Genomic DNA, 12,040 nt, shown 5'->3' with positions numbered 1-12,040 from the left:
TCTTCATTATTTGTTTCTATGATTTTTACAAATCTTCATTTTTCGCTATTCTTTATCGACTTATCTTTCACTTTTAAAATCACTGTCATTAAGATGTTTAATAGAGAAAGATAAACAGGGAAAGCAAGATGTGCAAAATCCCAAGTACTTGTAGCGGGAAGGGCAATTCCCGTGGTTACTATTCCCGCAGCAAAGGGCTTAATGCTTTCAGTTTCAGGATATCTCCAAGCTTTAATCAAGGTAGGCAAAGCTGCTAAAGCATCACTCATGATGGCCAAAAAAATCGCCAGATTAGAATTCTGTGTCAAATACCAGATGACTAAGGTGATCAGTGAAACTATTCCACAGGACAAGTCAAAAAAGGTTATTTTCCAAAAAGACTGCTTATTTATAAAGGAAGCGCCAAAAACAAGCAAGGGCGTAAAGCCAGCCATAAAAACAGGAATTTGACCAAGGCTAAACCCCGACGAAGAAAAGGTGGCAAAAAAAGCAATCATTGGCGCTAAAGCCCAGAGAAACCAAGTTACTTTATTGGGAATAACCCAGCCTTTGAGTGTGGCTCTAACGTAGCCCAAAGCAAAATATAAGGTAACAGCAGCACTCAAAATAAGTAAATATGCCATCTTGCCGCTCTCCTTTACTGGTAAAAACTCATATCTTACTATTGTAACAAAAAACGAGCGAAAATTTTATCATTTTAGACTATTTGAGTCAATTTGTTTTCTATTTATTGTGTTATAATTAATAACAAAAGTTCAATAAATTTAAATGGGAGAACACATGGAAAAAGAAGTTACCATTACTGATTATACCGGTTTAGGAGCTTTTGAAGTTAGCTTTGAAATGCTTAAACTGGCAGAAAAAAATAAAAAAGCCAATATCTTTTTGAATGCCGGTCGCGGCAATCCAAACTGGATTAATACAAAAGCACGTTTAGCCTTTAATCGCTTGATTGAATTTGGTATTAAAGACTCCCTTCGTACGATTGAAAAAGCTGATATGGCTGGATACACAACATTGAAAGGTATTGGGCAACGCTTTGAGGCTTTCTTAGAACCTGACGATGATGAGATTGATAAATTCTTGATTGATGTCATGGACTATATCGAAATTGATCTTAAGCTAAATATTGACGATGTGATTAAGGAATTTATCGATGGTGCTATCGGAAATAATTATCCTGTTCCTAGCCGCTGTCTGAGAAATACCGAAATTGTCTTGAATCGTTTTATGGAAAAAATTCTGTATAATGGCGTTCATCTCGAAAATAAGACACAAATCTTCCCAACGGAAGGCGGTACAGCTGCGATTGTCTATATCTTCAACTCACTCAAGCGCAATAAATTAGTTGTGCCGGGTGATAAAATAGCTATTAACACACCTATCTTTACACCTTACTTGCAACTTCCTGGTTTAAGTGAATTCAATCTGGTTGAAACATTAATTACTTCTGATGAGAGCGACAATTGGAGCATTCCCGAAACAGAAATCGAAAAATTATCAGATCCTGAAATCAAGGCATTCTTCTTAGTTAATCCATCAAATCCAGGTTCTAAAGCTTTCAGTCAAGAAACACTTGACGCTTTAAAACGAGCTGTTGAAAAAAATCCGGATCTCATCATTATTACAGACGATGTCTATGGAACTTTCGTTCAAGATTTCCAATCTGTCTATAGTGTTGTTCCCTATAATACCATTCTCGTTTATTCTTTCTCAAAACTTTTTGGTGCAACAGGTTGGCGTTTAGGGCTTATTGCCATGCAGGAAGATAATGTCTTTGACCGTCTTATCTCTGAGCTTGATCCTGAGGATATTGAGAAACTCGACAAGCGCTATGATATTGTAACACATGACACTAAAGAGCTACCATTTATCGAACGTATTGTTGCGGATTCACGTTCTGTTGGTCTCTATCATACGGCTGGCCTCTCTACACCACAACAAATCATGGAAGTTCTTTTTGCCTTTACGCATTTGATTCATCGTAAAGAGGCAGATCCTTACTTTGAAGCTTGTGATGCTCTTATCGATGAACGTTATCAAGATTTGCTTAAAGCCATGAAATTAGAGCCAGACAACTCGAAAGAGAATGCTAAATATTATACGCTCGTAGATATTTACCAACTTGCCGAAATCCGTTTTGGTAAAAAATTCCGTATCTATTTGGAAGAAAACTTTGATTACTTAGAGTTCTTGCTCAATCTCGCCGACAAAAATGGCGTTGTTTTGATGGACGGGACAGGTTTTGGTGCTTCTAGCGGAACACTCCGCATCTCTCAAGCCAACTTACCTACAGAGGATTATTACTTGATTGGGAAGCAGATTATCAATCTCCTTAAGGAATATTACTCGGATTATTTGAAGAAGAGATGAGTGTAAATAATACTATATGAAATAAAAAAAGGAACCTTAAAGGTTCCCTTTTTTATTATGCATGTTAATCTTATTTGTAAATTTCAAGCAAGCCAAGGAATGAATCAGCTTCGAGTGAAGCTCCACCAACCAAAGCGCCGTCAATGTTTTCTTTAGACATAAGTTCAGCAACTGTTTCAGGTTTTACAGAACCACCGTATTGGATACGTACAGCATCTGAAACTTCTTTTCCGTAAAGTTTTTCAACTGTTGAACGAACAACACCACAAGTTTCGTCAGCGATTTCAGCAGTAGCAGTTTTACCTGTACCAATAGCCCAGATTGGTTCGTAAGCGATAACCATGTTAGCAACATCTTTACCGTCGATACCAGCAAGACCAGCTTCGATTTGAGCTGAAACCCATTCAGCTGTTTTACCAGCTTCAAAAGTTTCAAGTGTTTCACCACAGCAAAGGATTGGTGTTACACCAGCTGCAATAAGTGCTTTAGCTTTTTTGTTGATGTCTTCGTCTGTTTCGTGGAAGTACTCACGACGTTCGCTGTGACCGATTACTGAGTATTCGATTCCTTCTGCTGCAAGCATAGCTGGAGCGATTTCACCAGTGAAGGCACCTGAATTTTCAAAGTAAACATTTTCTGCTGCAACTTTAAGTGGGTTATTTCCACGTTCTTGTACCATTGATACAAGGTAAAGTGCAGGAGCTGCAATAGCAACTTCTACTTTGTCTTCTGATGGCAATTTACCGTCAATGTTAGCGATAAATTCTTTAACCTCTTTGAGGGTTTTATTCAATTTCCAGTTACCAGCGATAATAGGTTTACGTGACATTATTAATGTTCTCCTTAAAAATTGTTCTTATTAAGTATATCACAATCTGGCTCTTTCTGCTTGGATTAACGTTTCAACCTTTTACCCGCCAACTTGTGAACCAAGTAAAGGGTAACAGAAAAACCTAATCAAAATTAGGCTTCTTTTACTTTATATTGACGTGCTTTTTCTTCGTCATCTTTCATCTGAACAATCAAAGATTCAATGCTGTCAAATTTAATCATTTCTCGAATCTTATCTAGCCAGAGAACCGTTAAGTTTTCTCCATACAAGTCCAAATCTTTATCAAAAATATGGATTTCGACTGTTTTTTCTTTGCCATTAAAAGTTTCATTATAGCCGATTGAAGCAAAGCCACGTTGACGTTGGCCCTCCCAAAGAACATCTACCGTATAAACACCAGTTGATGGGAGATGAATAAAGTCTTTAATCGCTAGATTAGCAGTTGGATAGCCGATTGTTCGGCCACGTGCAAAACCATGCACCACAATTCCAGTTGTCTCATAAGGATAACCTAAAAGCTCGTTTGCTGCTTCAATATCTCCAGTTTTTACAAGTTCACGTATCCGAGTAGAGGAAATTTTTCCTTCATCATCTGCAACTTCTGGTATAACGACCACTTTATATTGATCATTGCTTTTGAGTTGTGTCATGTCTGAGCCCGTTTTATGATCAAAGCCTGTAATAACAATTTTCGGTAAGAATTTTTCCACTACATTTTTAGAGAATTCTTCTGCTGTTTGTTTAGCAAAACTTGAAGTAAAATCTTTAAAAATTAGATAGTCCACACCATTTTCTGCAAAAAGTGCTTCGCGTTTTTTATCACTTGTTAACTTAAGCAACATATCTGGTTCAAATTTTTGAAAAGTAAGTGTCGGTTTTTCTGGAAAAGTTAAGACGGCAATCTTCAAATTTAGAACAGCTGCGAGTTTTTTTGCCTCAGCAAACAAAGCTTGGTGACCACGATGTAAACCATCAAAGTAGCCTAAGACAAGAACTGTCGGTTCAGTCCAATTTTCAATTTCGTCAAAATATAAAGTTTTCATTTTAATTTATTACCTTATTTGGTTTTAATATTCCTGGTTTTTCGGGATGTCTCATATAGACAGCAATCAATTGATCTTGATAAAAGAAAGCAAAACGTTTGGCTTCGCCAAGCTTAGCAAACTCAGCTTCTTCAAACTTTTTACCCACGCGTACTGCTGCTGCTTGTTTGTCTGTCACATCAAGGCGCGGCAAGTCAGAGACTGCGACTTCATTTGGCTGTAATATTTCATCAAGTTTTTCAGCCTTAACTAAAGTCTCAATCTGCTCCAAAGTCATTGCATCAGCAATATGCAAACCGTTAGCTGCAGTCCGCTGTAATTTAGACATATGCCCCGCATAGCCCAAAGCATCAGAGAGATCAACTGCCAAAGTACGAATATAAGTACCCTTGCTACAAGCTACACGAAACGTAAATCGTGCACAACCCTTTTCAAAAGTCACTGGACTTGTCCGCGTAAATGATTTGATGGTAACCTTTCGTATGGGACGCTCAACCATTTGCCCAGCCCGTGCATATTCGTAAAGGCGCTTGCCTTTCACTTTAACTGCTGAATACATGGGGGGGACCTGTTGAATCTCCCCGATAAAACGTGTCATTACCTCATCAATTTCTTCGTCTGAGAGGGTTGATGGCACAGGTGTAGTTTCAATGACTTCACCTTCAGCATCCTCTGTTTCTGTAGAGAAACCGATTGTCACTTCACCTTCGTATACTTTCCCCGCCTCTTCCATGTATTCCAGAAGGCGAGTGGCTTTACCAACAGCTACAGGGAGAACTCCTGTCACTTGTGGATCAAGCGTTCCTCCGTGGCCGATTTTTTTTGTTTTTAAAATTCCTCGAAGTTTAGCAACAACATCAAAAGATGTCCAGCCCGCTTCTTTATATACATTTAAAATTCCATTCATAGATACATAATTATAGCACTTTTTCAGACTTATTTCAGATAAAGGAGCGCTTCAATTTAAAATATTTACATAAAAATAACGTAGCATTTTCTGCTACGTTAAAATACAAGTGAACTTTGCCCGTTTTTACATTTCTCCAAGTTTAGAGTAAGGTTGCGCATGCAACATCCATCGTACGCCATATTTATCAGTAAAATCGCCCATAGCGCCGCCCCAGAATTGTTCTTCAAAAGGCATATTTATTGTCACTTTTCCTGAATCAGATAAGTGTTTCCAAAATTCCTGCGCTTCTGCCATCGCCTCTTTATCTTCTGAATTAAGATCTAATAAGATCGATATTCCTGTATAACTTAAAGCTTCATGTTGAAAATTATCTGCTGCCATAATAGTCGTTCCTAAGATATCAAACTGACTGTGCATTGTCATTTCTGCTGCTTGTTCTTCAGATAAACCAAATTCTTTTGCCTGTTCAGCAGCAACAGGAACACGGCGGATATTTTTTGCACCAAGAACTTCTTCATAGTAAGCAAGTGCTTCTTTGGTATTATTAAGAGCAATATAAGGATGTATGTTAGCCATAAGCGCCTCTTTCTTTTTTATACTTGCTATTGTGATACCTTCATTTTATCATAAGGAAGCTCTTTCAACTATTGATTTGACATTTATTTCATTGTCCTTCATTTTCTAACTTTCTTTGCAAATGTTTATCATAGTTCCGAACTGAGGGCGTACAATATAATAGAGCTGCAGCTAATATGCCTCCAAAGCCTGCAATCACAAGCATGTTTTGAACACCTATGGATTCCGCTACTGGAGCTGCGAAGATTAGCCCAACTGGTCCGGCAATACTCATCAATGCAGAGACTATTCCCATAACCCGTCCTAAGTATTGGGCTTCAAATGATTGCTGCGTGATTGCCATATTCATTGTGGTATAAATCTGTCCCACAATTCCAGCAAAAACATTCAAAACAAGGAAAACCCAAAACCCGTTCATATTGCCAGGAAGAAAGCCTGAACCACCGATGCTCAAGCCAACGATAAGATAAGCCGCAATAATCCAGGGCATACGGTCCTTAGTTTTTCCAAAAATACCGACAGCAAAAGAGCCAATCAGCATCGCAGCAGCAAATAGAACTTCAACCCAACCCGCGTGGACAATCGTGCCGCCAAAATATTTTGTGGTCACTAGAGGATAGAGACTCATTGCAGGCATAAAAAGTAACATAAATAGGGCACCGATGAGTGTCATTTTCCACATCGGTTTGTTCTCACGGAGAATATTAAAGCCCTCAAGTGCATCCTTCATCACAGAGATCTTTTCGCCCTGTGAAGCGACTTCGGGAATCCTGACTAAAAGCAACATTCCAGCACCAAGAATGAAGCCAATCACATCAAGTAAAATAACCCAATGAATCGGCATAGTTGCTACCATGAAAGCTCCAATCCCAGGTGAAACAATAAATATCAAAGATTGAATAATACCGAACTGTCCGTTGACTCGAGTAATTTCGTCTTCTGGTACCATTGTGGGCATAATAGATTGGACTGTTGGCATCTGAGCGGTCTGTGCAACCGCACGAATACCAATAGTCACAAAGACCATCCAAAGTGGATAAACATCATTATTAATCCCGTAAATAAAAAGACCCAAGGCTATTACTGCCACCACAGCATCATATGAAATAAGTAAGAACTTCTTGTTGATACGGTCAATGAATGGCCCAACAAACGGGCTTAGAAGCGCCATTGGTAACATACCTACAAGTGTAGCAATTGCAAGGACAGATTCTTCACCTGTTTCAAGGGTCAAATACCAAATAATCGCATACTGGACAATCATTGAAGTCACGCCCGTTAGGAGCTGACCTATCAAAAACAAATAAAAATTTTTCCGCCAATTTGGCGAGACTGATGTGTTCATAGAGTTCCTTTTTCTATATTTTCTTTAAGGAGCCTAAAATTTTATCCGTAATCCAAACAGATATTCTTCTCCTTTTTAAATATTAGCATATCAAAAAAGGAAGAGTTCTCAAAGCAATTCAAACCTTAACCTTTAGTATTTTGCTGATTATTAAGAAGCATCAAAAAGCGCCTGATAAATGTCAGACGCTCCTCTTTCTACAACAGCTCTTTATTACGGAAACAATAATCCGCATGGTCATTAATCACGCCTACAGCTTGAAGATAAGCATAGATGATTGTTGGACCAACAAATTTCATTCCTCTTTTTTTCATGTCTGTAGACATAGCTTCAGCTAAAGCATTGGTAACAGGTACTTGGCTCTCATCAGTAATTTGATGTTGCAACACTTGACCTTCTGAGAAAGACCAAATATATTTATCCAAAGAACCGAATTCTTTCTGAAGTTCTAAAACTTTTTGAGCGTTATTTACTGCAGCTGCTATCTTTAGCTTGTTGCGGATAATTCCCGCATTTTGGCGGAGTTCTTCTTCCTTTTCCTTACTATAGCTGGCTACTTTTTCAATCTCAAACTGATCATAAGCTTTATAGAAGCTTTCTTGTTTGTTTAAAATGGTTGACCAAGAGAGGCCTGCTTGATTCATATCTAAAACGAGTTTTGCAAAAAGCTCTTGATCGTCATGGACCGGAGTACCCCAATATGTATCATGATAATGAATCATCTTCTCCGAAGAAAGACACCACTTGCATCGCTTCTTATCCATTTACTACTCCTTTTTCTCAATTGGTGCCATTGCAGCCAAAAGACGTTTCATACCCACTTCAGGAAACTTAATTTTCAGCTCCATATTCTTACCGGTTCCAGTAACAGCTAACACAATACCTTCACCCCATTTGCGGTGGACGGCAGTATCTCCAATCGTCCAATCTTCTGTAGCTACATCTGCTTTTTCAATCACACGTGATGCTCCAGGATTGACTGCAGCTTTACGTTGATGAAGAGCATCTGTCATGGACATGCCAGTACCAAATCGTGTCGCACCTCCAGCCATTTTATAACTAGCATTGAAGCTTGAATTGGCCTTACGTGCAATCCCTCCATAGTCCAATAACTCATCATCAATCTCAGAGATGAAACGGCTCGGACGATTATAGCTGGTTTTACCGTAGAGCACACGTTGATTTGCATTGGTCATATAAAGAAATTCTTCGGCGCGCGTGATTCCCACATAGGCAAGACGACGTTCCTCTTCCAATTCATCAGGATCATCATTAACACGTGAAAGTGGAAAGATATTTTCTTCCATCCCAATAAGAAATACAACAGGAAATTCTAGACCCTTTGCAGCATGTAAGGTCATCATGGTAACCGCGTCACTCGCTTCTTCGTATTCATCCACCTCAGAAAGAAGACTCACTTCATTAAGGAAACGACTCAAGCGGTCCAAACCGGTTTCCTTGATTGGTTCTCCGGTCATTTCATCTAGTGGTACTTCTGACTTTTCATCAAAATTCTTTGTCACGGAGAGAAATTCTTCGATATTCTCAATCCGTGTTTGAGCTTCAAGATTTGCTTGCATTCGCAGGAACTTCATATAGCCCGTGCGGTCGAGCATTTCTTCGACAAGTTCCGTGATACTAGATGTTTCAATGAAGCTACGCAAGAAATCAAAAATTAGCCCAAGATTGTAGATTTCGCCAGCTGCTTTGCCTCGAATATCCGATAAAGTAATATCCAACGTTGATTCTGCTAAAGATTTACCTTGCATATCCGCAAAGTTTCTCAATTTTTCCAGAGCACTTGGACCAACACCACGTTTAGGCTCATTAACGATCCGCTCAAAACTCATATTATCTCGAGGATTGGCAATCACGTTAAGATAAGAGATCACATCACGAATTTCTTTACGTGAGTAGAACTTTGTCCCAGCGACCATACTATAAGGAATATTAGACTTCAAGAAGGCTTCTTCTATTGTACGTGACTGTGCATTTGTCCGGTAAAGGACTGCAAAATCAGAGTATTTCCGTCCAGCTTGCACTTGCTCATTGATTGTCGAAGCTGTAAAGATTGCTTCATCCCGCTCATCGTTGGCACGATAATAAAGAATATTCTCCCCATCATTATTTTGAGTCCATAATTTTTTAGGACGACGGTTCACATTGTTGTTTATCACATTATTGGCAGCCTGTAAGATTGTTTTTGTGGAACGATAATTTTCTTCAAGTAAAACAACTTTCGCATCGGGATAATCTTTTTCAAAGTCAAGAATATTCTGCATATCTGCACCACGCCAGCCATAGATTGATTGGTCAGCATCACCAACGACACAAATATTTTTAAAACGTTGAGCCATTAACTTGACGAGCTGATATTGCGCATGGTTAGTATCTTGATATTCATCCACATGGATATATTGAAATTTACCTTGATAATAGGCTAAAACATCTGGATTTTTATCAAAAAGACGTAAGGTTTGCATGATTAAATCATCGAAATCCATCGACTCCGCTTTACGCAGTTCTGCCTGATAGGTTTTATAAACACGGGCTGTCAGTAACTCATAAGGATTACGCGCATTGATTTGTCCTTCGTAAGTCTCGGGATCGAGAAGGTCATTTTTAGCGTTTGAAATCGTATTAAGGAGCGTTTTGGGTTCCCATTTTTTAGGATCCAAGTTAGCTTCTTTCAAAATACGCTTCATCAAGGTTTTTTGTTCCCCTGGATCAATAATCGTAAAGTTTCGGTTATAACCAATATGATCTGCATCGCGTCGGAGGATTCGAACACACATTGAGTGAAATGTTGCAATTAATGTATCTTGAGCTGCCGGGGTTAAATTAAGCGCACGTTCTCTCATCTCACGCGCAGCTTTGTTGGTAAAGGTAATCGCCAAAATATTCCAAGGATTCACCATTTTTTCATCGATAAGATAAGCAATGCGGTGTGTCAAAACACGGGTTTTTCCTGAGCCCGCGCCTGCCATGATTAAAAGTGGCCCTTCTGTAGTTTGTACTGCTTCTGCTTGTTTTTCATTCATTCCATTTAATAAAGGATTCATTTACTCTCTCAATTCCAGTCTAGTCTTGCTCTCCTATTATAACAAAAGAGGACCTATCCTGCACATCTGTTTTCCCTAAATTCTTTTTCATTAAATGTAATGACTCTCGCAATAATCAAAGCTGTAAATATGGTATTACACTTTATGGATTGGCTTGTAAAAGCAACGCACACATGATAGAATTATTCATAAAATGAAAGAAGGAAAAACATGACGCTGAACATCCAAAACCTCCGCTTCTCTTACCAAGCGCACAATGTCCTGAATTTATCCCCTGTGTCTTTTGACCAAGGAAAAATTTATGGGATTGTGGGAAGAAATGGTGTCGGAAAAACGACATTTTTTAAAACGCTGACTAATATTATTACCAACTATTCCGGTAGCATCGAAATTGATGGGAAGAATATTAAAGAAAATCCTAAAGTACTTACTTCTGTCGGTATTGTTCTTGATGATATGGAACTTTATAAAAACTACTCAGGTTGGTTTAATCTTCGCTACTTTGGTGGGCTACGTGGAAATTTTGATGAAGAGAGAACCCGCATCTTAGCTAAAGAATTAAATATTTACGATAACCTGAACGAAAAAGTAAGCCGTTATTCTTTAGGAATGAATAAAAAGTTGATTCTTCTGATTTCCCTGATGAGCGATGCGAATATTCTCATTTTTGACGAGCCTTTCCGTGGCTTAGATAAAAAAACAGTCGAATGGTTTAAACATTACTTACTTCATTTAAAAACAGAGGGACGAATGATTCTTATTTCAAGTCATGTTCAAGAAGACATTGAAACTCTAGCCGATGAAGTTTTAGTCCTAGAAAATGGTAATTTTGTTGAAAAATTCGATCTTCATAAGAAGAATCAGACCTATATTTACCGTGTACAAACAAATCAGCCTCAAGCGCTTCACACCTTCCTAACGGAGTTACAAGTTAAGTTTTCACAACAATCCGAAAACTGGACTATTTTTGAAATGAATGAAGACAAGTATCGTGAATTCTTCAAGGAAGCTGTAGCTCAAGATATTGAGTTTTATCAGATTAAAAAAGAAAGCAAGTTCATTGAACTTGTGAAATAGGAGGAACTCAGTATGAATGCCAAAAATATTTTTAAAATGGAAATGTATAAAAACATAAAGGATAAAACTTACATGATTGTCCTTGCCGTATTCATTTCTTTAAGTTTACTTCTTAACTTTTCATGGTTAGCTGTCAGTTTGACAAACATTGATTTTCAAAACTTTCCCATCCTCCTCACCTTTCTTTCGATTACGACTGTCTTTGCCGTCATTGGGTTAGCTATCTTTTCCCTCTTATATCCTTTTCATCTGCTCAATATTGATTATAAAAACAAGGTCATGAGTTTGATGATTGCAAGTGGAGTCTCTCGGGTCAAATATTACTTTGTCAAAATTGGCACAACAATTTTGACTCAATTAATTGCTCTTTTTCTTGTCTTAGTTGTCCCCTTTGTCACCTTCTTTATCTTCAACCAAGAAACGGTCTTTTCTCTCTTTCGATCGCTTGACTTACTCGTTCATTCTGCCGATATTTTTACGGGACTTCTTTCTTATATTTTAGGACTCGTAGCTATGATGGTAACAATGGCTTTAGCCGTTATTATCACGCGCGGAAGAACATCAGGTTTATTTGTATACATTGCTTTTAATTTCACCTCTCGCATTCTTCAAACAGTCTTAATGAGTCTATTTTTCCTCTTCCTTGCACAAGTAGGAACTTCAGACTTTAGTTCTACCTTTGTAAGTAATAACAGTCTCTTCAGTATTGGTTACCATATTATAGAAATCTTAGTTTTCGGCCTCATTGGTATTTTCTATCTTCGCAAACAGGATTTATAAAAGTATCGAAAAAAACTTCCAGAGCATTTCTGGAAGTTTTTT

General features: G+C 38.2%; 11 protein-coding genes. 3 read left to right on the top strand and 8 right to left on the bottom strand.

Going from position 1 to position 12,040, the window contains the following annotated elements:
- Nucleotides 1-35: 35 nt before the first annotated feature.
- The gene (locus tag J0J35_RS01635; protein WP_206917300.1) at nucleotides 36-623 is read right to left on the bottom strand and encodes a hypothetical protein; all 588 of its coding nucleotides are present in this window, start codon (nucleotides 621-623) and stop codon (nucleotides 36-38) included.
- A gap of 157 nt (nucleotides 624-780) precedes the next feature.
- On the opposite strand from J0J35_RS01635, the gene J0J35_RS01630 reads away from it, so the two are divergent.
- Nucleotides 781-2,373 (top strand): bifunctional aspartate transaminase/aspartate 4-decarboxylase, encoded by a 1,593-nt coding sequence (locus tag J0J35_RS01630; RefSeq protein WP_019294126.1) that lies wholly within the window; start codon nucleotides 781-783, stop codon nucleotides 2,371-2,373.
- 70 nt (nucleotides 2,374-2,443) lie between these two features.
- Here J0J35_RS01630 and tpiA read toward each other — a convergent pair whose 3' ends face one another.
- The 7 genes from tpiA to pcrA all read right to left on the bottom strand — a co-directional run bounded on the left by tpiA (nucleotide 2,444) and on the right by pcrA (nucleotide 10,141).
- Nucleotides 2,444-3,202 carry a triose-phosphate isomerase gene (gene tpiA / locus J0J35_RS01625; RefSeq protein WP_117517462.1) on the bottom strand — a complete coding sequence of 253 codons (759 nt, stop codon included), beginning with the start codon at nucleotides 3,200-3,202 and terminating at the stop codon, nucleotides 2,444-2,446.
- Between the two features lie 134 nt (nucleotides 3,203-3,336).
- Nucleotides 3,337-4,248, bottom strand: a complete 912-nt coding sequence (locus J0J35_RS01620) for a bifunctional riboflavin kinase/FAD synthetase (RefSeq protein ID WP_117517464.1) — start codon at nucleotides 4,246-4,248, stop codon at nucleotides 3,337-3,339.
- Between the two features lies 1 nt (nucleotide 4,249).
- Entirely contained in the window at nucleotides 4,250-5,155 is a 906-nt protein-coding gene (gene truB / locus J0J35_RS01615) for a tRNA pseudouridine(55) synthase TruB (protein WP_206917298.1), read from the bottom strand.
- Nucleotides 5,156-5,281: 126 nt separating this feature from the next.
- Complete coding sequence (locus J0J35_RS01610) at nucleotides 5,282-5,734, bottom strand: VOC family protein (RefSeq protein ID WP_004258242.1); 453 nt, start codon at nucleotides 5,732-5,734, stop codon at nucleotides 5,282-5,284.
- A gap of 88 nt (nucleotides 5,735-5,822) precedes the next feature.
- The gene (gene mdt(A) / locus J0J35_RS01605) at nucleotides 5,823-7,079 is read right to left on the bottom strand and encodes a multidrug efflux MFS transporter Mdt(A) (RefSeq protein WP_206917296.1); all 1,257 of its coding nucleotides are present in this window, start codon (nucleotides 7,077-7,079) and stop codon (nucleotides 5,823-5,825) included.
- A 197-nt stretch (nucleotides 7,080-7,276) separates the two neighbouring features.
- Complete coding sequence (locus tag J0J35_RS01600) at nucleotides 7,277-7,843, bottom strand: DNA-3-methyladenine glycosylase I (protein WP_165719503.1); 567 nt, start codon at nucleotides 7,841-7,843, stop codon at nucleotides 7,277-7,279.
- A gap of 3 nt (nucleotides 7,844-7,846) precedes the next feature.
- Nucleotides 7,847-10,141 carry a DNA helicase PcrA gene (gene pcrA / locus J0J35_RS01595; protein ID WP_206917294.1) on the bottom strand — a complete coding sequence of 765 codons (2,295 nt, stop codon included), beginning with the start codon at nucleotides 10,139-10,141 and terminating at the stop codon, nucleotides 7,847-7,849.
- 210 nt (nucleotides 10,142-10,351) lie between these two features.
- Here pcrA and J0J35_RS01590 point away from each other — a divergent pair, with 210 nt between their 5' ends.
- Nucleotides 10,352-11,218, top strand: a complete 867-nt coding sequence (locus J0J35_RS01590; RefSeq protein WP_019293697.1) for an ATP-binding cassette domain-containing protein — start codon at nucleotides 10,352-10,354, stop codon at nucleotides 11,216-11,218.
- 12 nt (nucleotides 11,219-11,230) lie between these two features.
- Nucleotides 11,231-11,998 carry an ABC transporter permease gene (locus J0J35_RS01585; RefSeq protein WP_061413267.1) on the top strand — a complete coding sequence of 256 codons (768 nt, stop codon included), beginning with the start codon at nucleotides 11,231-11,233 and terminating at the stop codon, nucleotides 11,996-11,998.
- Nucleotides 11,999-12,040 lie beyond the last annotated feature (42 nt).

Origin of the sequence: Lactococcus sp. LG606, assembly GCF_017309645.1 — a bacterium.
GTDB lineage: Bacteria > Bacillota > Bacilli > Lactobacillales > Streptococcaceae > Lactococcus > Lactococcus petauri.
This window is presented reverse-complemented; position numbering and strand designations above follow the sequence as displayed.

Excerpts from the sequence above, each read along its gene's own strand:
- pcrA (WP_206917294.1), bottom strand. The coding sequence starts at position 10,141 with ATGAATCCTTTATTAAATGGAATGAATGAAAAACAAGCAGAAGCAGTA.
- J0J35_RS01635 (WP_206917300.1), bottom strand. The coding sequence starts at position 623 with ATGGCATATTTACTTATTTTGAGTGCTGCTGTTACCTTATATTTTGCT.
- J0J35_RS01620 (WP_117517464.1), bottom strand. The coding sequence starts at position 4,248 with ATGAAAACTTTATATTTTGACGAAATTGAAAATTGGACTGAACCGACA.
- truB (WP_206917298.1), bottom strand. The coding sequence starts at position 5,155 with ATGAATGGAATTTTAAATGTATATAAAGAAGCGGGCTGGACATCTTTT.
- J0J35_RS01630 (WP_019294126.1), top strand. The coding sequence starts at position 781 with ATGGAAAAAGAAGTTACCATTACTGATTATACCGGTTTAGGAGCTTTT.
- J0J35_RS01585 (WP_061413267.1), top strand. The coding sequence starts at position 11,231 with ATGAATGCCAAAAATATTTTTAAAATGGAAATGTATAAAAACATAAAG.
- J0J35_RS01590 (WP_019293697.1), top strand. The coding sequence starts at position 10,352 with ATGACGCTGAACATCCAAAACCTCCGCTTCTCTTACCAAGCGCACAAT.
- J0J35_RS01600 (WP_165719503.1), bottom strand. The coding sequence starts at position 7,843 with ATGGATAAGAAGCGATGCAAGTGGTGTCTTTCTTCGGAGAAGATGATT.
- J0J35_RS01610 (WP_004258242.1), bottom strand. The coding sequence starts at position 5,734 with ATGGCTAACATACATCCTTATATTGCTCTTAATAATACCAAAGAAGCA.
- tpiA (WP_117517462.1), bottom strand. The coding sequence starts at position 3,202 with ATGTCACGTAAACCTATTATCGCTGGTAACTGGAAATTGAATAAAACC.